This window comes from Paramylibacter ulvae (assembly GCF_014652655.1).
Taxonomy (GTDB): domain Bacteria; phylum Pseudomonadota; class Alphaproteobacteria; order Rhodobacterales; family Rhodobacteraceae; genus Amylibacter; species Amylibacter ulvae.
Map to the genome: position 1 here is coordinate 38,379 of NZ_BMZF01000001.1, position 19,160 is coordinate 57,538.

The 19,160-nt window shown below is 49.5% G+C and carries 20 protein-coding genes; 10 read left to right on the forward strand and 10 right to left on the reverse strand.

Translation table 11 applies throughout. The features are described from left to right. Position 1: 1 nt before the first annotated feature. Genes IE094_RS00230 through cysG form a run of 3 tightly spaced genes read right to left on the reverse strand, consistent with a single transcriptional unit; the run spans position 2 to position 3,369 of the window. A complete protein-coding gene (locus IE094_RS00230; RefSeq protein WP_189638574.1) occupies positions 2-1,669 on the reverse strand; it encodes a nitrite/sulfite reductase in 1,668 nt (555 codons plus the stop codon). Between the two features lie 3 nt (positions 1,670-1,672). Next, entirely contained in the window at positions 1,673-1,972 is a 300-nt protein-coding gene (locus IE094_RS00235; RefSeq protein WP_099593692.1) for a DUF2849 domain-containing protein, read from the reverse strand. Then, a complete protein-coding gene (gene cysG / locus IE094_RS00240) occupies positions 1,972-3,369 on the reverse strand; it encodes a siroheme synthase CysG (protein ID WP_189638575.1) in 1,398 nt (465 codons plus the stop codon). The genes IE094_RS00235 and cysG overlap by 1 nt, the downstream gene beginning before the upstream one ends. A gap of 153 nt (positions 3,370-3,522) precedes the next feature. Here cysG and IE094_RS00245 point away from each other — a divergent pair, with 153 nt between their 5' ends. After that, positions 3,523-3,984 (forward strand): Lrp/AsnC family transcriptional regulator, encoded by a 462-nt coding sequence (locus IE094_RS00245; protein WP_189638576.1) that lies wholly within the window; start codon positions 3,523-3,525, stop codon positions 3,982-3,984. 3 nt (positions 3,985-3,987) lie between these two features. Here IE094_RS00245 and IE094_RS00250 read toward each other — a convergent pair whose 3' ends face one another. Together IE094_RS00250 and IE094_RS00255 are read right to left on the reverse strand one after the other, a co-directional pair. Next, positions 3,988-4,416, reverse strand: a complete 429-nt coding sequence (locus IE094_RS00250; protein WP_189638577.1) for a hypothetical protein — start codon at positions 4,414-4,416, stop codon at positions 3,988-3,990. A gap of 72 nt (positions 4,417-4,488) precedes the next feature. Then, positions 4,489-5,691: a pyridoxal phosphate-dependent aminotransferase gene (locus IE094_RS00255; RefSeq protein ID WP_189639395.1), complete on the reverse strand. Its 1,203-nt coding sequence runs from the start codon at positions 5,689-5,691 to the stop codon at positions 4,489-4,491. A gap of 116 nt (positions 5,692-5,807) precedes the next feature. Here IE094_RS00255 and IE094_RS00260 point away from each other — a divergent pair, with 116 nt between their 5' ends. The 6 genes from IE094_RS00260 to IE094_RS00285 all read left to right on the forward strand — a co-directional run bounded on the left by IE094_RS00260 (position 5,808) and on the right by IE094_RS00285 (position 11,006). Then, positions 5,808-6,074: a succinate dehydrogenase assembly factor 2 gene (locus IE094_RS00260; protein ID WP_189638578.1), complete on the forward strand. Its 267-nt coding sequence runs from the start codon at positions 5,808-5,810 to the stop codon at positions 6,072-6,074. 75 nt (positions 6,075-6,149) lie between these two features. After that, positions 6,150-6,659, forward strand: coding sequence for a MarR family winged helix-turn-helix transcriptional regulator (locus tag IE094_RS00265; protein ID WP_189638579.1), 510 nt, complete (start codon positions 6,150-6,152; stop codon positions 6,657-6,659). A gap of 101 nt (positions 6,660-6,760) precedes the next feature. Further along, positions 6,761-7,984: a 5-aminolevulinate synthase gene (hemA, locus tag IE094_RS00270; protein WP_189638580.1), complete on the forward strand. Its 1,224-nt coding sequence runs from the start codon at positions 6,761-6,763 to the stop codon at positions 7,982-7,984. Between the two features lie 121 nt (positions 7,985-8,105). Continuing rightward, complete coding sequence (locus IE094_RS00275; protein WP_189638581.1) at positions 8,106-9,314, forward strand: helix-turn-helix domain-containing protein; 1,209 nt, start codon at positions 8,106-8,108, stop codon at positions 9,312-9,314. A gap of 90 nt (positions 9,315-9,404) precedes the next feature. Then, positions 9,405-10,535: a flavodoxin-dependent (E)-4-hydroxy-3-methylbut-2-enyl-diphosphate synthase gene (gene ispG / locus IE094_RS00280; RefSeq protein WP_189638582.1), complete on the forward strand. Its 1,131-nt coding sequence runs from the start codon at positions 9,405-9,407 to the stop codon at positions 10,533-10,535. Then, complete coding sequence (locus IE094_RS00285) at positions 10,536-11,006, forward strand: DUF1499 domain-containing protein (protein ID WP_189638583.1); 471 nt, start codon at positions 10,536-10,538, stop codon at positions 11,004-11,006. Here IE094_RS00285 and IE094_RS00290 read toward each other — a convergent pair. Beyond that, entirely contained in the window at positions 10,944-11,228 is a 285-nt protein-coding gene (locus IE094_RS00290) for a hypothetical protein (RefSeq protein WP_189638584.1), read from the reverse strand. The two genes, IE094_RS00285 and IE094_RS00290, sit on opposite strands and share 63 nt — an antisense overlap. A gap of 77 nt (positions 11,229-11,305) precedes the next feature. Here IE094_RS00290 and prfA point away from each other — a divergent pair, with 77 nt between their 5' ends. From prfA to IE094_RS00305, 3 genes are all read left to right on the forward strand, one after another. Next, entirely contained in the window at positions 11,306-12,361 is a 1,056-nt protein-coding gene (gene prfA, locus IE094_RS00295; RefSeq protein ID WP_189638585.1) for a peptide chain release factor 1, read from the forward strand. After that, complete coding sequence (prmC, locus tag IE094_RS00300; RefSeq protein ID WP_229801940.1) at positions 12,358-13,224, forward strand: peptide chain release factor N(5)-glutamine methyltransferase; 867 nt, start codon at positions 12,358-12,360, stop codon at positions 13,222-13,224. The genes prfA and prmC overlap by 4 nt, the downstream gene beginning before the upstream one ends. Before the next feature lie 148 nt (positions 13,225-13,372). Beyond that, on the forward strand, positions 13,373-14,008 hold the full coding sequence (locus IE094_RS00305; RefSeq protein WP_189638586.1) for a DUF4167 domain-containing protein: 636 nt from the start codon (positions 13,373-13,375) through the stop codon (positions 14,006-14,008). Here IE094_RS00305 and rsmA read toward each other — a convergent pair. Genes rsmA through IE094_RS00325 form a run of 4 tightly spaced genes read right to left on the reverse strand, consistent with a single transcriptional unit; the run spans position 14,005 to position 19,157 of the window. Beyond that, positions 14,005-14,835, reverse strand: coding sequence for a 16S rRNA (adenine(1518)-N(6)/adenine(1519)-N(6))-dimethyltransferase RsmA (rsmA, locus tag IE094_RS00310; RefSeq protein WP_189638587.1), 831 nt, complete (start codon positions 14,833-14,835; stop codon positions 14,005-14,007). The genes IE094_RS00305 and rsmA overlap by 4 nt on opposite strands. Then, complete coding sequence (pdxA, locus tag IE094_RS00315; protein ID WP_189638588.1) at positions 14,822-15,820, reverse strand: 4-hydroxythreonine-4-phosphate dehydrogenase PdxA; 999 nt, start codon at positions 15,818-15,820, stop codon at positions 14,822-14,824. The genes rsmA and pdxA overlap by 14 nt, the downstream gene beginning before the upstream one ends. Continuing rightward, positions 15,817-17,016 carry a peptidylprolyl isomerase gene (locus tag IE094_RS00320; protein ID WP_189638589.1) on the reverse strand — a complete coding sequence of 400 codons (1,200 nt, stop codon included), beginning with the start codon at positions 17,014-17,016 and terminating at the stop codon, positions 15,817-15,819. The genes pdxA and IE094_RS00320 overlap by 4 nt, the downstream gene beginning before the upstream one ends. Positions 17,017-17,030: 14 nt before the next feature. Continuing rightward, a complete protein-coding gene (locus tag IE094_RS00325) occupies positions 17,031-19,157 on the reverse strand; it encodes an LPS-assembly protein LptD (RefSeq protein ID WP_189638590.1) in 2,127 nt (708 codons plus the stop codon). Positions 19,158-19,160 lie beyond the last annotated feature (3 nt).

Below are 19,160 nucleotides of genomic sequence, written 5' to 3' on the forward strand. Positions count from 1 at the left end.
ATTATTCCGCCGCTATTTTGGTTTCAGGATAAAGCGCCGCCTTAAACGGTTCGGCGCCCAGACGTTGATATGTTTGTAAAAATGTTTCGTGCTCATCCGCGCGAATTTCAAGATAACCATAGATCAAGCGTTCAATCGCTGGCAGCAATTCATCGGCACTGAACCCAGGGCCCGCACGTTCGCCAATGGCAGCGGTTTCTGTACCATCACCACCCAGCGTGATTTGATAGTTTTCAACGCCTGCGCGATCCAGACCCAAAATCCCGATATGTCCCACATGGTGATGACCACAGGCATTTATACAGCCAGAGATTTTGATTTTCAGTGCGCCAATTTCATGTTCAAGTTTCAATTCATCAAAACGGGTGGCGATTTCTTGGGCCACGGGGATTGAACGCGCCGTTGCCAACGCACAGTAATCCATGCCGGGGCAGGCGATGATATCGGAAATCAGACCGATATTCGCAGTGCCAAGGCCAACGGCCTGCAAGGTTTTGTAAACCTCATGCAGATGGGATTTATGCACATGTGGCAGTATCACGTTTTGCTCGTGGCTGATACGCAATTCATCGTGGCCAAATTTTTCGGCCAAATCCGCCATCACGCGCATCTGTTCGGATGTGGCATCGCCCGGCGTGTCGCCTTGTTTTTTTATCGAAATCGAAACAATCGCATATTCATCGTTTTTATGCGCGGATAGGTTGGTATCCACGAATGAACGAAACGCTGGGTCAGATGATTTTGCCGCATCAAACGCATCGGTGGATGCACTGATATAGGGGGGTGGAGCAAATGCGGCTTCGATATCGTTAAACAATGCGTGGTTGAATTCACCAAATGCTGCGCGTTGCAGGACAAAGCGTTCTTCGACTAATTCGCGGATTCTTTCGATACCGTTTTCATGCACGGTGATTTTGATCCGCGCTTTGTATTTGTTATCGCGACGCCCAAGGATGTTATAAACCTGAAGGATGCTTTCCACATAGGGCAACAAATCTTCGCGGGGCAAAAATTCGCGCAAGACTTTGCCAATCATCGGTGTGCGGCCAAGACCACCACCAACGATCACCTCAAAACCGGGTTCGCCAGCATCATTGCGCACCATGCGCAGGCCAATATCATGTGCCTTGGTCACAGCGCGATCATTTGGTGATCCTGTGATCGCAATTTTGAATTTACGCCCCAAGAATGCAAATTCGGGGTGATCGGTTGACCATTGGCGCAACAATTCTGCTGTTGGGCGTGGGTCTTCGATTTCATCGGCGGCAGCACCTGCAAAATGATCGGCGGTGACATTGCGCACACAGTTGCCAGATGTTTGAATAGCGTGCATTTCCACATCGGCAAGTGCTTGCAAAATATCGGGCACTTCGTTCAATTTTGGCCAGTTATATTGGATATTCTGGCGTGTGGTGAAATGGCCGTAACCCTTGTCAAATTTATCGGCAATCATCGCAAGCTGACGCATTTTTGCAGAATTCAGCGTGCCATAAGGGATCGCCACGCGCAGCATATAGGCGTGCAATTGCAAATAGAGACCATTCATCAAACGCAGGGGGCGGAATTCTTCTTCGGTTAGTGAACCATCGATACGGCGTTCAACCTGCGCGCGGAATTGATCAACGCGGGTTTGAACGAAATCTTTGTCAAACTGGGAATAGCTGTACATGTATTATGCCTCTGCCTGTTTGCCGTGGTCGTAATTTGATGGGCCACGGGTGCGAAATGCTTCGCGAAAATGGGTGGGAACGGGTTTGCCGCGTTCCAATACGGCATCCGCCAAATAAGGGCCAACCAGCAAATAAGATTGCGCATTGGCCTGTGCCAACAAATCATTTGCCTCGGCTTCGTCCTCGATAAACATCGCGTTTTCATGGGCGCTGACCCATTCGCCATTTGCGGCGTAATACACAACGTCGCCTTCGATCAAACGATTGGCGGTTAAAACTTTGGGTTTAAATGGGCGTGCCATTATGCGAATTCCTGTTCTTCTAATGTGTCGATTGCATCCAATGCGGCGCGGGGCGCAAGACCCAGCAAGATAATGGCAGGGCCATCCAATGCCACCTGATCCATCAGATCGGGCAACGCACCAAGGGATGTGGAAAGAATATGTTGATCCGCGCGTGATGCGTTTTCAACAATGGTGATTGGGATCGCACTGTCTGCGCCATGCATCAACAAACGCCCCGCCAAAAAACGCGATGCACGTTTGCCCATGTAAATGGCGGCGGTGCTGCCTGATTTTGCAAGTGCGCGCCAATCGTGATCGGCAAAGCCATCAACATCATGGCCCGTCAGGATGCGAAATGTTGAATTGCGCCCACGTTTGGTAAGCGATTGCCCAATGCTGGCCGCCGCCGCACTGGCCGATGTGATGCCAGGGATAATGTCAAACGGAATGCCCGCGTTTGATAGCGCATCCATTTCTTCGTCCAAGCGGCCAAAGATCACGGGATCACCTGATTTTAGGCGCACAACATGATGCCCCTGTGCCGCGTGTTTAATCATCAAGGCGTTAATATCGTCTTGTTTCCATGATTTTCCAAAACCGCGCTTACCTGTTTCAACAACAATCGCCTCGCGTCGCGCCAATTCCAAAATCGGCGCAGATACCAATTGATCGTGGATCACAACATCGGCCTCGTGCAACAAATTACGCGCCTTAAGGGTGAGCAATTCTGGATCACCGGGGCCAGCGCCCATCAAATGCACACGGCCAGACGCCGCACGTGTGTTCAGCGCATCATCCAACAGGTGATTCAGGGTTTCTTGCACAGCAATCTTGCCGCCACGATCCAATGCACGCGGGCCTGCGTTAAAATAAAACCGTGACCAAAAATCGCGGCGTTTGCGCCCCATGGGCAATGCATCGGCGGCAGGGCGAAATGCCTGACCGATCCGCGCCAAAATGCCAAGATTCGCGGGCAAAGATTCTTCGACCTGTTGTTTGATTTTGCGCGCGAGCACAGGGGCGGCGCCCTCTGTCCCAATCGCCACGGTCACAGGGTCACGATCCACAATGGCAGGGGTGATAAATTGGCTGTCGTCCAGATTATCAACGATATTGGTTAGCTGGCTTACACCACGTCCGATGGCGGCAACACGCGCATCTTCGGCCGCATCATCATTTGCGGCGTAAAACAATACGCTTTCTGTAATGTTATCATTTTGCAATGCACGCGATGTAAGTGTGATTTTACCCGCATCCGCCCAATCGCGCACAACATCGACAGGATCTGCGCCAAATACGTGAATATCCGCCTCTGTACGCAACAACAAACGTAGCTTGGCCACAGCGCATTCGCCCGCGCCAGACACGACAACGCGTTTGTTGGAGAGATCGACAAAGACTGGAAAGTGTCGCATTGGGCTTGCTTTCATTAAATTGGTTTCGTAGACGATATAGGCGATTTGGAATAATTTTCCAAGAAAGACCTGTCGAAAGCAGATTTTAAAGGAAATAATTTCTCACAATTGCGATTGTAAGTGAAAAAATCCATGATTTAAGGGAAAAGCAGAATGACCGCCCAATTAGACGCGATAGATCGGAAAATTTTGGTAGAATTGCAGATCGACGCCTCGCAATCGCTTGATGAAATCGCGAAAAAGGTTGGCGCATCAAAAACCCCCGTTTGGAACCGCATTCGCAAACTGCGCGATAGCGGCTTAATCAAGCGGGAAACGGTGTTGTTGGATGCGGATAAATTGGGGTTAGAAGCATGTTTTTTCGTACTGGTGCGCACATCCGAGCATGAAAAATCATGGCAGGATAAGTTTTTGAAAACATTAAAAGAACGACCCGAAGTATTAGAAGCACACCGCCTTGCAGGGGATATTGATTACATCCTTAAGGTGCGCGTGCGAAACGCCAAAGCATATGATAAATTTTACCAAGCATTGATTGGTGAGGTGAAAATTTTCAACGTCACGGCATTGCTGTCGATGGAAGAAATTAAATCGACGACGTTCCTACCTGTATAAGATTTATTTCAACTTCTTGGATTTTTCCAAACGCTCTGATTTTTTGCGCACAATCACGGATCGCAAATCATGCATAGCCATCAATAAATCATCGGCGAATGCATCGACCTCTGCGTCGGTGGCGCGTGATTGAAACATATGCGCAGTTAATGAAATCGTATCGATGGTTTGACGAATTTCGTCCGCTTGTTGTTGTGCGATCAATTCTTGGCGCGCGCTAATCCATTCTTGCATGGATTGGGTTTCAGCGGCGGTTAATATCGCATCGCCTTGCGATTTAATTTCACCCGTTTTGGTGTTCACATTGGCGATTTGTTGTAATTCCAAACGGCGCTGGCGGTTTTCCGTATCAACGCGAAAAACAGCGGCACCGTTTTCTTTGACGCGAAAGAATAGACTGTCTGGTTTTTTCATTGCGACGACTTTTCCCATGATTTCAATCCTTTACTCGTGATACATCATGTTAAGTAAGGTTTGAATTAGCATTTTTGTGTTTGAAATATGTTAATTTAGTGAAGCACAGAATTCTTGGATACGCGTACAGGCGGTGATCAATTCGGATTCTGATGTGGCATAGCTTACGCGAAAATTGGGTGATAAACCAAATGCCGCGCCAAAGACAACGGCAACACCTGTGCTTGATAATAACTCGGTTGCGAAAACTTCGTCATTTTCGATTTTCACACCCTCTGGCGTGGATTTACCGATGCATCCTGCGATGGATGGGTAAACGTAAAACGCACCTTCTGGCGTGGGGCAGACCAGACCGTCGGCCTTGTTCAACATATCCACCACCAAATCGCGGCGTTTTTGGAAAATCGGGCGGCTCATGTCCAAATAATCTTGGGGGCCTGTCAATGCCTCAAGTGCTGCCCATTGGCTTATGCTGCTGGGGTTTGATGTGCTTTGGCTTTGGACTTTGCGCATGGCGCTAATCAATTCAACAGGGCCGGCGGCGTAACCAATGCGCCAACCGGTCATGGCATATGCCTTGGACACACCATTTACGGTTAAAGTGCGGTCATATAATTTTGGCTCTACCTCGGCTGGTGTGCAAAATTCAAACCCGTCATAGGCCAGATGTTCATACATATCATCGGTCATGACCCATACATGGGGGTGTTTAACCAAAACATCGGTCAATGCTTTCAGCTCTGCGCGGCTGTATCCCGCACCCGTTGGGTTGGACGGTGAGTTGAAAATCAACCATTTGGTTTTTGGTGTGATGGCAGTTTCCAAGGCGGCAGGCGAGAGTTTGAAATTATCCTCGATCTGTGCCGCAACGGGTACGGGTGTGCCACCACCAAGCAACACCATATCAGGGTATGACACCCAATAAGGGGCAGGGATGATCACCTCGTCCCCAGGATTCAGCGTGGCGATCAATGCATTATACAGGACCTGTTTGCCGCCTGTGGAAATGGACACCTGTTCAGGTGTGTAATCCAGATTATTGTCGCGCTTGAATTTATTACAAATGGCGCGTTTCAACTCAATAATACCATCGGGGGCGGTATATTTGGTTTTCCCTGCATCAATCGCAGCCTTTGCAGCATCCTTGATATTATCAGGCGTATCAAAATCGGGTTCACCCGCGCTGAGCGCAATCACATCACGCCCCGCCGCTTTCAATTCACCTGCTTTGGTGGTGATGGCAATGGTGGGCGATGGTTTGACACGTGATAATGATTTGGCCAAGAAAGTCATGGGTGTTGCTCCGCAATAAATCATGAAATGTTTAGCCAGCGCGCATTGAAACGGCAAGCCATGATTGACCACGCGATTGGGCGTGATAAACGCAATCGACGCCAAAGAGGATAGATATGTCAGAAGATCGTGAAACACGCCTGAAACGCCTACGCCTGCGATCGTGGCGTCGGGGAATCAAAGAAATGGATCTGATTTTGGGGAATTTTGCCGATCAAGAAATGGCAAAGTTGACCGATGCAGAACTGGATGCGCATGAATCCATGATGGCAGAGCATGATCAGGATTTATACTATTGGATCACGCATCCCGATGAAATTCCAACAGAAATAGCGCCAGCTTTACATAAAATTAGATCGCATTTTTTGCAATTATCGAAATAATTTTCGACGCCTTAAGAACTTGTTTGAATTTATCGTTCAAAACATCCGCAAGCAGTCAACAGCGGAGAAACGAGCATGAGCATACATTCAAACATGAACGGACGGGGCAGCGGCCCCGAATCCCAAGACTTTTTGGGCAATTATCTGGAATCCTTGGCAATGGTGGAACGGTTGCACCGTTTATTGTTGGATGTGGTGAAAGATGAATTCGAACGATTAAATCTGTTGGATATCAATTCTGTGCAGGCATTGTTGCTGTTTAACATTGGCGATAACGAGGTAACTGCGGGCGAATTGAAATCGCGGGGTTATTATCAAGGGTCGAATGTTTCCTATAACCTGAAAAAACTGGTTGAATGTGGCTACATGCATCACAAACGATGCGAGGTTGATCGCCGTGCCGTACGTGTGAAATTGACCGACGAGGGGCAAAATGTGCGTAAAATTGTTGCCGAATTATTCCAACGCCACGCGGTCGGCATGAAAGAACGCGGTGTTCTGACCGAAAGTACTTTGCAAGATATCACCAATTCATTGCACCGTGTGGAACGGTATTGGGGCGATCAAATCCGTTACATTTACTAATAATTTGTGCTTTTGGTGACGAATCGCACGATGCGGCGATTTGGAACTTAAGCCCTTGGTCGCATTGCTCTATGGTGGCATCGACCATAGTGGAATCAGTTATGAATTATTCAAATCGCATCGACCAAGCCGTTAACCAGCTGCATGACGAAGGGCGCTATCGCGTGTTTCAGGATATCTGTCGTAAAAACCAATCCTTTCCAAAGGCGGTTTGGACAGATGCAGATGGTGTTGAAAAAGACATCACCGTTTGGTGCGGAAATGATTATTTGGGCATGGGCCAACATCCCGCCGTGATTGATGCGATGCACGATGCGATTGAAAATGCGGGAGCGGGTTCTGGTGGCACGCGCAATATTTCGGGCAATACCGTATATCACAAGGCGTTGGAATCAGAGCTTGCAGATTTGCATGCCAAGGATGCTGCACTTGTGTTCACATCGGCGTATAACGCGAACGAGGCGACGCTATCTGCGTTGCCAAAATTGTTCCCAGGACTGGTGATTTTTTCCGATGCATTGAACCATGCATCCATGATCGAAGGTATTCGCCATGGCAATTGTGAAAAACACATCTTCCGCCATAACGATGTTGATCATCTACGTGAATTGTTAGCGCAGCATCCAAAGGATGCACCAAAACTGATCGCATTTGAATCCGTTTATTCCATGGATGGTGATTTCGCACCGATTGAACAAATCTGTGATTTAGCAAATGAATTCAATGCATTGACATATATTGACGAGGTCCACGCCGTGGGCATGTATGGTGCAACAGGTGCCGGCGTATTGGAGTTACAAGGATTGCAAGATCGCGTTGATATCGTGAACGGTACCTTGGCCAAAGCATACGGTGTGATGGGTGGTTATATTGCAGCGGACGCCAATATGGTGGATGCAATCCGATCATATGCACCGGGTTTTATTTTCACCACGTCATTACCACCCGCGATTGCGGCAGGTGCACAGGCATCGGTGGCGCATCTGAAATTGGATACGCAATTACGTGCAAAACACCAAGCCGTTGCATCCGAATTAAAGGATCGTTTTCGCGCGCTTGGCCTGCCACTTGATGATCACGGGAGCCATATCGTGCCTGTCCATGTTGGCAACCCGCAGATGTGCAAAATGATATCGGATCGGTTGCTATCTGATTTTGGTATTTACGTTCAACCGATCAATTTCCCCACGGTTCCGCGCGGCACCGAACGTTTGCGTTTCACGCCATCGCCAGTGCACGACCAGAAAATGATTAACGATTTGGTTGATGCGATGGATCAGTTATGGGCGCACTGCGAATTGAATAGGTCAGAAATCGCCTGTTAAGTGCCTATTAACACTTGAAGACTTTGCAAAAGTCACTATTTGGCCATATAGTTATCGTAATGATAAAAAGGTGACGCGGATTCTACGCCGTCTACACTTTGAGGTAAGAGGGAAAATGGGTATGACAGACGCTGTCGATCCAGCAACAAATACTGAAGAACTACTTGGTTTTGATCAGTTTGAGATTACCCTAGGCGATGAAATGCGGGGTGAACGCGCGACTCTTGGCAAAAGTTTACATGACGTCGCGGATTCCCTGAAAATCAATCAAAAATATCTTGAAGCGATTGAAAATTGCGATCTGACCGTTTTTCCAACACCCAGCTTTATTTCTGGGCATGTCCGTTCCTATGCTAAATATCTGGGCATGGATCCGCAAAAATCGTTTGAACGGTTCTGCGAGCAAAGCGGATTTGACGGGGTGCGCCCTGCGCTCAGCGAAGCAGATGCAAAATCGAAAAAGTCAAAAACATCTGCATTAAGCCCACGTTCACAAGCGTTGATGAACGACCCGATTTTCAACCCACGCGTTCCCAATCGCCCCGCGCCAGTGGGCGTGTTTGAAATGATTTCCGTATCAGGAATCGTTTCAACGGCGCTGTTATGTGCATTGATCGCAGGCGTTGGTTACGGTGGTTATTCGGTTTTACAAGAAGTGCAGCGCGTACAATTCGCACCGATCAACGAAACACCAGGCGTCGCATCGGATACGGTGAACCTTGATCTGGCGCTGATTGACGACATCAGCACCGAAACAACATCACTCAATGTCGCCGAAAGCTCTGGCATGACATTAGAAGATTTGTATCGTCCGCAAGAATTGGAAATTCCACAGCTTGTCGCACGTGATGGCCCGATTGTGGCACTTGATCCGCAATTGGTTGGCACAATGCCCGTCGCACCACAGCAACCCGAAATTCAGGTCGCCGCGATCGAGGTGGAACAGCAACCAACCAAGGTAAAAGTTGTCGAAGATGGCCCACCGGCCGTTGATATCGTTGCATTGCGCCCAGCATGGGTGCGAGTTTTTCAAAAATCTGGTGGCATATTGTTTGAAAAAACATTGGATGCAGGTGAGCGGTATCGCGTACCAGCCGATGTGCAAGATGCATTGTTACGCGCGGGTAATTCAGGTTCCGTTTACGTCATGGTTGGCGATAAAACATATGGCCCCGTTGGGGTAAAAACAGGTGTTGCGCGCAAGGTGCCATTGGGGGCCAGCGAAGTCTCCGAAAAATTTGCCGAAGTGACGGATTTGTTTGATTCCCCGCTCGCGCCACCGGTGAACACCGCGCAATTGGCCGACGTGGCGGAAATCACGACCGATTAATTCATCACCCCAATGTGATATTTTTCGGTGTGAAACCACGCTAATTCCGCGTATATCAAACCAGAACACAGAACAAATTAGGCCAGTGTTATGTCATTGAATGAAATTCGCCCGTGGCGAAATATCTATCGCCGCAAAAGCCGCCAAATTCACGTGGGCAATGTGCCTGTTGGCGGGGATGCTCCGATCAGCGTGCAAACCATGACCAACACATTAACCCATGATGTGAAGGCAACCATTGCGCAAATTCAGGCCTGTGCCGATGCGGGGGCGGATATCGTACGGGTCAGCTGCCCAGACGAGGCGGCGACAAATGCTATGCACGAAATTGTCCGCGAAAGCCCAGTACCATTGGTTGCAGACATTCATTTTCATTACAAACGCGCAATCGAGGCCGCCGAGGCGGGTGCTGCCTGTTTGCGGATCAACCCTGGCAACATTGGGTCGCCTGAGCGTGTGCGCGAAGTGATCAAGGCCGCTCGTGATCACAATTGTTCCATCCGCATCGGCGTGAATGGCGGGTCGTTGGAAAAACATCTGTTGGATAAATACGGCGAACCATGCCCCGATGCGATGATCGAAAGTGGGATGGATCATATTCGCATTTTACAGGACAATGATTTTCACGAATTCAAAATTTCGGTGAAAGCATCTGATGTGTTTATGTCCGCCGCCGCGTACCAAGGTTTGGCCGAGGCGACAGATGCCCCCATCCATATCGGTATTACCGAAGCAGGGGGATTAACATCGGGCACGATCAAATCCGCCATTGGATTGGGCAATTTATTGTGGATGGGCATTGGCGATACGATGCGCGTTTCCCTGTCCGCCGATCCCGTGGAAGAGGTCAAAGTTGGCTTTGAAATCCTCAAATCACTCGGGCTTCGCCATCGCGGCGTGAATATCATTTCCTGTCCATCATGTGCGCGCCAAGGGTTTAACGTGATCGACACCGTTGCCGAATTGGAAAAACGTCTGGAACATATTAAAACGCCTATGTCTTTGTCAATTATTGGCTGTGTTGTGAACGGCCCAGGTGAGGCATTGATGACAGATGTTGGTTTCACGGGTGGTGGTGCTGGCTCTGGTATGGTTTACATGGCTGGTAAGCAAGATCACAAAACCGATAATGCGGGTATGGTTGATCATATCGTTGATTTGGTTGAACAACGCGCCGCGGTGCTTGATGCGCAAAACGCTCAGGACACGGCGGCAGAATAGGTGAGCAAGAAAATGGTTGGATTAATCGTCTTGGCAATTGCCTTGGGTGGGTATTTTTACATGCGGTTCCGTATGGATCGTTTGGTGTTGGACAGCGAAATCTGGCACATCAATTCCGAAAGCCAAGCGGCTGAACTGACCAAGCCGAACGGCTATACTTTGTCGGAGGATGACGCGGGTGTATTCCCAATTCATGCAACCGAACTGGCGCAAAAATTCGATGATTTTGCAATGGCACAGCCATCGACCACGCGCCTGTCTGGGGATGTTGAAACAGGTAAAATCACATATGTTCAACGCACGAAATTGATGCGCTATCCCGATGTGATTACGGTGCGTTTTCGTGAAATCGATGCGGATAATTCAACGTTTACAATGTTTTCGCGTTCCGTTGTCGGCCATTCTGATTTAGGGGTGAACCAAAAGCGCGCTTTGCAATGGTTGGACAGTTTCGCCCAAATCGCGCGATGAGCTGAGGCATTCATTCGCGCTCACCTCTCGCCACATCGGCACATTGAGCGACATTTCGCACCGCGCGGTATAGCTGCGCCCGTCAACTTGCATACAAATTTGCTGGCCAAGCTCGATGCGTGCACCGTTGCGATCTGTGCAATAACATTCGGGCCATTCAATTGGGTCTGCGTTGGCAATGCCCTGAAAACCCACGAAAAAGATCAAAATGAACCTGTTCATCCCAACAGCGTAACATATTTTTAAGCAAAAATCACCTGTGCCCTTGACCAAACGCGCGCAACACGCAATGTGACGCCATGGTACCAGAACATAAATTAGAACAGATCCTGTCCCGTTTCGCATTTCTAGAGGCGAAAATGGCCGATGGGTCTGCGGCGGATGAAATCGCCACCTTGTCCAAGGAATATTCCGATCTGCGCCCCGTTGTGGAACAGATCGAGGCGTATCGCGCCCTTGTCAATGAAATGACAGAGGCCGAGGACATGTTATCTGATCCCGAAATGAAAGCGCTGGCAGAAGAAGAATTGCCGCGCCTTAAATCCGAATTGCCAACGGCGGAACATAATTTACAATTGGCATTGCTGCCCAAGGACGAGGCGGATGACCGCCCCGCAATTCTTGAAATTCGTGCAGGCACAGGGGGGGACGAGGCGGCCTTATTCGCCGCTGATTTGTTACGCATGTATCAACGGTTTTGCGAAAAAACGGGTTTCAAATTCGAAATGGTATCCGAGAGCGCAACAGAGCTTGGCGGATACAAAGAGGTGATTGCCAATATTCGCGGCGACGGTGTTTTTGCGCGATTGAAATTTGAATCGGGCGTGCACCGTGTGCAACGTGTGCCCACAACCGAAAGCGGGGGGCGGGTGCACACATCGGCCGCCACCGTTGCGATCATGCCAGAGGCACAGATCGTTGACGTTGATATCCCCGCAACCGACATTCGCATTGATACAATGCGAGCATCTGGTTCGGGTGGTCAGCACGTGAATACAACCGATTCCGCGGTGCGCATTACTCATCTGCCAACGGGGATTATCGTTGTGAGCGCAGAAAAATCACAGCACCGAAATCGTGAAATTGCGATGAATGTATTGCGTACACGGCTCTATGATTTGCAACGCCAGACGGCGGCAGATGAACGGGCCGAGGCACGCAAAGATCAGGTGGGATCAGGCGATCGATCAGAGCGCATTCGCACCTATAATTTCCCACAGGGGCGCTTGACGGATCATCGCATTAACCTCACGCTTTATAAGCTGGATCAAGTTATGCAGGGCGATTTGGACGAAATCGTTGATGCATTGATAGCGGATGATCAGGCCACGCGATTGGCCGAAATGAACCCGTGACCACCAGCGTTCAGGACCTGTTGGATGGCGCGTTTGCAACGCTGCACCCCATTTTGGGTGATGATTGTGCGCGCGATGCACAGATCATTTTGGCGCATGTTTTGGGGATTTCGACGGCCAGTTTGCGTATGCGCATGACGGATGATGTAACGCGCGATCAATCACTGGCGTTCAATACAAAAATCGCACAACGCGCGGCGTTTCAACCCGTATCGCAAATCATTGGAACGCGCGAATTTTGGGGGCGTGAATTTTTGGTCACCCCCGATGTGTTAGACCCGCGCCCCGATACCGAAACCTTAATCGAGGCGGCATTGGAATTACCCGCACCCAATCGCATTTTGGATTTGGGGCTGGGGACGGGCTGTATCCTGTTTACATTGCTTGCGGAATGGCGCAATGCGACGGGCGTTGGGATTGATGTGTCACCCGCCGCGCTGGCAGTGGCCAAACAGAATGCAAATGCGTTGCATGTCGCCAATCGTGCGGAATTGCAGTTGGGCGATTGGTTTAACACGTTGGATGAAAAGTTTGATCTGATCGTCAGCAATCCGCCCTATATCACCGCAAGCGAAATGAATGATCTGTCGCGTGATGTGGCCGATTGGGAACCCCATTTGGCGCTGACACCGGGCGGGGATGGCTTGGGTGCGTATCGCATCATCGCGGCCAAAGCACAGGCGTATTTAAACGAGGGTGGAAACCTGATGTTGGAAATCGGTTGGCAACAATCAGAATCGGTTAGCGATCTGTTAAAACAGCATGGTTGGGCTGATTTACGCATTTTGCGTGATTTAGGCGGGAATACGCGTGTAATTTGTGCAAAACCACCGAAAATTCGGGCAAAACAACCGCTCAAATGATGAAATGAAACCTTTAGTCTTGTCATTATCGCAAGCAACAGTATAAGCTATTCCAGACGATTGATCACGGGGGTCTCGTCGCAACCAAGCAAAACATTCTTGGACCTCGCGCAAAGCGCGCCAATTCACAAAACAGGACTTTCTATTTATGCGCCCTTCGAACAAGCGTTCACGAAATAAGAATAATAATAATCGCCGTAATCAAGGCGGCAATATCATCAATCGTGTATTCGACTCTTCTGGTCCAGAGGGCAAGGTGCGCGGCACGCCCCAGCAAATCATTGAAAAATACCAAACCTTGGCGCGTGACGCACAATTGTCAGGTGATCGTATTGCACATGAAAGCTTTCTGCAATTTTCGGAACATTATTTGCGCATGTTGAACGAAGCACAGCGCGAAATCGAAGAACGCAAAGAAGCGCAGCAAAAACAACAAAGCCAGCAGAACAATAATAATCAACAGAATAACAACCAACAGCCTCGCAATACTGCGGCGAATGGCACAGGCGATCAGCCAGATGTTTCAGGTTCAAATTCAAATGATTTGTTCCCAGCCCAAGATGAAACCAGCGATCTGGTACAAACACCAGAAAGCGATGCAAAGGCGGAAAAACCAGCGCCCAAGCCACGCGCAAAACGCACACCCAAGCCAAAGCCCACAACAGATCAAAACGAACAGCCCGCAATGCCGACTTTCGTGACCGAGCCGTTGAAAAAACCGAGCGCTAAAAAGATAGAAAAATCCGTGGAAACAACACCTTCTGCGGACGAAAAAGCCAGCTAAAGGTTGCGCGCAATCGTGCAGAATTGTTCAATTGTTAATTGTTCTGCACGCTCCGTTGGTTTCACCCCTGAGGCCAATAAAATATCTTCGATATTTGGATGAATTGATTTCAGGCTAGCGCGCAACATTTTGCGACGCTGGCCAAATGCCATACCCACAACACGTTCCAATGTTTTGCGATCCGCCGCGAATTTGGGTTGATCCAAACGTGTGATATGCACGACGGCGGATGTGACCTTGGGCGGGGGCGTGAATGCTTGTGGTGGAATTTCCATCACGATTTTTGCATCACTGCGCCATTGCGCCAATATCGACAGACGCCCATATGCCTTGGACCCTGGTTTTGCGACGATGCGCTGTGCGACTTCTTTTTGGAACATCAAGGTCAGACTATCCCAAAATGGCGGCCAATTATCGGGGGTGAGCCAACGGATCAATAATTCTGTGCCCACGTTATAGGGCAGGTTGGCCACGACCTTTATCGGGGCTTGCATGTGGTCAAGCGGATTGATTTCAAGCGCATCACCACTGATCACTTGTAAACGATGATCGCTCGCATCTGTGATCTCTGCGAGTGCTGGCAAACAGCGTTCATCGCGTTCAATCGCAACGACCTTTCGCGCACCTTCCATCAACAGACCACGGGTTAAACCACCGGGACCCGGACCAATTTCCAACACGTCATGGCCCGATAAATCACCTGCCATCCGCGCGATTTTCGATGTGAGGTTTAAATCCAGCAAAAAATTTTGCCCCAGCGATTTTCGCGCATTCAAGCCGTGTTCGGCGATCACCTCGCGCAACGGTGGAAGGTTATTCAGCGTCATATCGTGCCCTGTTCTGTGCCATATCGCCTGCGCATTTTAATGCCGCGATCAAGCTGCTTGCATCTGCAATGCCTTTGCCAGCGATATCAAATGCGGTGCCATGATCGGGTGATGTGCGAATAAAGGGTAAGCCCAATGTTGTGTTCACACCCTCGCTAAAGTTAAGCGTTTTCAATGGGATCAATGCTTGGTCATGATACATGCAGATGGCGGTATCATATTTTTCGCGCGCGGCAGGGTGAAACATCGTATCGGCGGGCAGTGGGCCTGCAATATCCAATCCAGCGCTACGTAATTGATCAACCGTGGGGCGGATCATGTCGATTTCATCATGCCCCATGGCACCACCTTCGCCAGCGTGGGGGTTTAATCCCGCAATCGCAAGACGGGGCTGTTTGATACCAAAATCACGCTGCAATGCGTGATGTGTTGCGCTGATCGTTGCGCCTAACAATTCAGGTGTCAGGGCAGATTGCACAGCGGATAGGGCGATGTGAATGGTCACGGGAACCACGCGCAATTCGGGTGCGAGCAACATCATAAATGATCGATCAACACCGCCCAGATGGGCCAGATATTCTGTATGCCCTGGGTATGCAAACCCAGCGCCGTCATACAAAACCTTTTTATTGATCGGCAATGTACATACCGCACTAGCCGCGCCAGATTGTGCGAATGCCACGGCGCGATCAATGGATGCGATGGTGCTGGTGGCATTTGCGGGATGTTCCACACCGATTTTTGGACGTTCACCAAATGGACAATGCAATACTGGCAACCCTGTTTTCGCCGCCGTGGTCGTTTCATCGGGTGTTGCGATTTGCACCACCATTTGTCCTGATGTCGCGGCCAGTTCGCGCATGTAATCGACATCGGCAATCAGGAAAAACGGCAGTTTTTCACGCAATGCGCCCCACGCAGACAGGGCAATTTCCAGACCAACGCCGCTTGGATCGCCGCTGGTCAATGCGATGGGCGCACTCATTTGTATTCGATATATGCTGAGCCCTTGAGCTCTTGCAAATAACCGTTGCCAAGCCCTGCGATTTTGCGATTGAAAATGTTGCCACGCAACGCTTCACGCTCACCTTCTTGTAATTCTGTTGTGCGGCTGCACAGCATAATCACAGACATGCCACCTGCGGAATTAGCGTAATATCCTGCCTCGTTACGATCCAGTTTTGCCAATTCCATTGCGATGGTTTGGGGCAATTCGGATTGTAACGCCGCGGATTCTTGATATGCGTTTGCGCCGTATTTCTCCGCGTTTGCACGCAAATCCAAACACCGATCAGATTTGTTGATCAACACGCGAGCGGCCGCGATTTGTTTTTTCAGTTCAACACCCGTAGGCAGGGGAACCTGTGCATAGGATACTGTTGTTTCCTTGGCTGCGGTTGCATCGCGCCGTGTACCTCGCAGTTGGAAAATCGCTGTGGCATTGTTTAATTCAAGGGGGCCTGTGACCTCGTTATTTTCAAGCGCGAGCAATTGTGTGATGATGGATGTCGGCAGGTTCGCCGCTGGCACCCAATCCAAACGCCCACCATTACGCGCAGATGGCGAACGTGAATAACGCCGCGCCGCGGATGAAAACGCGCCTTGGCTCTTGATTGAATCAGACAATTGTTGCGCCAATTGTTTAGCACCATCGGGGCCACGTTCGATGTGTGGAATAACAATTTCTGAAATTAGCAGGGATAACGCACCCTGATTTGCACCGCCCAATGCATTGTCAATTTCGTTATCTGTAACGGTCGCTTGGCGTGAAAACCGTGCGCGTACAACTTGGCGCCACAACAAACCGTTGGTGACAAAATCGCGAAAGCTTTGTTCTTCAATTCCGCGCGCGGCCAAATATTGAATGATCTGTTCGGTGCTTAGGTTACCACGATTTGCAAATTCTTCCATGCCCTCGGCGATTTCGTCTTCGCCGACAGTGACGTTGATCAGATTTGCAGCGTGTTGATACAGGCGCTCGTCGATCAATTGGTTCACCGCGGTATCACGTGTGTCGCCACCACCGCCAAATGCCGTAATCATCGCTGTGCGTTGGGAAATTTCATAATTGGTGATGATGCCGTCATTCACGGCGATCGCCGTGTTAAACGGTGCTTGTGCATATGCGATTTGCGCACATACCATAAAACAACCCAAGACCAATGACATCAATTTATTCATATTACATTACCAACTTAGAGCCCACAGCGACGGGCGAATTTAGGTTTCGATTTACGCGCGCCCAATCCCTCGAGTGAGATTTTAAGCCCGAATTCGCGCGTTAGCTTACCAAGGGCTTCGTTTTGAAGCGAGACCGAAAAGGCTATTTTTGCACATTCATTTTCATATTCCACGCCCAAAGTACGTTCGGTTGCATCATTTGCCTCGAGATCATGGCGCCATTCGGCATTGAACAACCAATTTTGATTGGCTTGATACCGAGCATCCAGCGCGATTTCGTGCTGGCGATCATTTTCGTCCAATACCACCTGTTCATCAAGCCAGACATATGACGCATCCAAATCCAGCTTTTTATAAGTTGTGGAAAACCGCGTTTCGTTTTTGGAAACCTTGCCCCGTCCATCGAATAATGCGCGGCTGGACAGGCTGAATTGATTTGGAAAGCGAAGGTTAAACGCGCCAACATAATCGGATACGATACCATCTAGCCCCGCTGATACGCTGTCTGGAAATTGGTTTAAATCACGCTGGCGAAACACCCGCCCGACAGTGACACCCAATTCCCAGCCGCGCGGATCATAACGCAGATAATTCACCCCGACATTTAACCGCAAACCACGTTCGGATTCGTCAAATCCTTGAAACCGATCAGTGGAAAACAGATTGTTTTCGGAAAATTCTGCCTGTGGGGAATCTTCGTTCGGGCTGTCGAATGCGCGATCCGGTGACCAGACAAGCTGTGCAATGGGTTCGATCACATGAATGGCGTTGCCAACGGTTTTGGATAATGGATAGCGTAATTCAACCGCGGCGGTTGGGGTGAAATTGGTGTAATGGCGTTCGGGGTATTCGGTGGAGTTTGACACCAGATATGTGTTGCCCTCGACCTTGGTTTCGGCATTTAACAATAATCCATTGTTGAATTGCCAGTTGTTATACCAATCAAGCTGTCCGCCAACACGTGCAACGCGGCTCCCGTCTGTGCGGATCAATGAAACGGTTTGTGCGGTATAGCCAAACCGCCCTGGCAGTGCATCAAAATCAAGGTTTTTGCGATAATATACTTGTGGGAAAACCAATGGAATTTCTTCGTCAACTTCATCTGCGCGCAGGCTTTGGGTGAAGGATGCGCCAAGCGAGAAAAAGCTGTCATCCGTGGTTTTTTCCAGAGTGATGAAATTGAACAATCGGTCATCGTCGTTAAAATCATATTGATCCAGAAATGTATTATCCGATGATAGATCCAGTTTAAACGCTAATTGGTAATCACGGCGTAAATTGAAATCGCCCGTTACGGTGGCAAAGCTGCGAAACCGTGTATCGCTGAGCGGATCTGCCAATGCGATTGCCCCGTTCGCGGTGATTTGTCCATTAACAAAACGATGGCGATATTCGCCCTCTACGACAAAGCTTTCAGCGGAGGCAATGGACGGCGTTATGGTGGCATCGCGGTGATCATCAATCGCAATATAATACGGTAAATCAACGCGATAACCCAGATTGGATGAATGGCGAAATGATGGGATTAAAAAACCCGTTGCACGCGAAACGGTTGGGTCTGGGGTGCTTAAATACGGCAGGTATAACACTGGCACACCCAGCAAGCGCAGGCTTGGGTTTTCAAAGTGAATGCGGCGTTCCTGTTCATCGTGCACCACGCGTTTTGACCTGATTTGCCAAAACGGAACCTTGTTATCGTAACAGATATTACAGGTGGACGCGACAACCTGTTGCATCACCTTGTATCGGCCTTGGCTACGTGAAAAATCCGATGCGGCCATCTGGAATTGATCGTTGATCAAAATTTGCGCGCCTGTGATCAACCCGCGTGTGGCCTTATCATCCAATGTCGCGGATGTGCCCGTGACCACGGTGCCATCATCAGACACCAATTCAAATGCGGCAGGCAGGGTCAATTCGCCCGTCGCTTGGTTATAAATGACGCGATCTGTGGTCAGAACCTGATCGTTGTAAATGACGCGCACATTGCCCGTGGCGATCAATGATTTGGCATCGGGATCATATGAAATTTGATCAGCAAACAACCCAACGCCTGCGGGTGCGGTTTGCGCATGTGAAACCACACTGGCCGACAAAAACAAGGACAGGGCCGCAAATGCTATGTTCTGAAACCGTTTCAAATC

Coding starts and splice junctions, on each gene's coding strand:
- IE094_RS00250 (WP_189638577.1), bottom strand. CDS start 4,416: ATGGGAAAAGTCGTCGCAATGAAAAAACCAGACAGTCTATTCTTTCGC.
- IE094_RS00260 (WP_189638578.1), top strand. CDS start 5,808: ATGTCAGAAGATCGTGAAACACGCCTGAAACGCCTACGCCTGCGATCG.
- IE094_RS00305 (WP_189638586.1), top strand. CDS start 13,373: ATGCGCCCTTCGAACAAGCGTTCACGAAATAAGAATAATAATAATCGC.
- pdxA (WP_189638588.1), bottom strand. CDS start 15,820: ATGAGTGCGCCCATCGCATTGACCAGCGGCGATCCAAGCGGCGTTGGT.
- IE094_RS00290 (WP_189638584.1), bottom strand. CDS start 11,228: ATGAACAGGTTCATTTTGATCTTTTTCGTGGGTTTTCAGGGCATTGCC.
- IE094_RS00265 (WP_189638579.1), top strand. CDS start 6,150: ATGAGCATACATTCAAACATGAACGGACGGGGCAGCGGCCCCGAATCC.
- IE094_RS00235 (WP_099593692.1), bottom strand. CDS start 1,972: ATGGCACGCCCATTTAAACCCAAAGTTTTAACCGCCAATCGTTTGATC.
- IE094_RS00245 (WP_189638576.1), top strand. CDS start 3,523: ATGACCGCCCAATTAGACGCGATAGATCGGAAAATTTTGGTAGAATTG.
- prfA (WP_189638585.1), top strand. CDS start 11,306: ATGGTACCAGAACATAAATTAGAACAGATCCTGTCCCGTTTCGCATTT.
- rsmA (WP_189638587.1), bottom strand. CDS start 14,835: ATGACGCTGAATAACCTTCCACCGTTGCGCGAGGTGATCGCCGAACAC.
- ispG (WP_189638582.1), top strand. CDS start 9,405: ATGTCATTGAATGAAATTCGCCCGTGGCGAAATATCTATCGCCGCAAA.
- cysG (WP_189638575.1), bottom strand. CDS start 3,369: ATGCGACACTTTCCAGTCTTTGTCGATCTCTCCAACAAACGCGTTGTC.
- IE094_RS00255 (WP_189639395.1), bottom strand. CDS start 5,691: ATGACTTTCTTGGCCAAATCATTATCACGTGTCAAACCATCGCCCACC.
- IE094_RS00275 (WP_189638581.1), top strand. CDS start 8,106: ATGACAGACGCTGTCGATCCAGCAACAAATACTGAAGAACTACTTGGT.
- hemA (WP_189638580.1), top strand. CDS start 6,761: ATGAATTATTCAAATCGCATCGACCAAGCCGTTAACCAGCTGCATGAC.
- IE094_RS00320 (WP_189638589.1), bottom strand. CDS start 17,016: ATGAATAAATTGATGTCATTGGTCTTGGGTTGTTTTATGGTATGTGCG.
- IE094_RS00230 (WP_189638574.1), bottom strand. CDS start 1,669: ATGTACAGCTATTCCCAGTTTGACAAAGATTTCGTTCAAACCCGCGTT.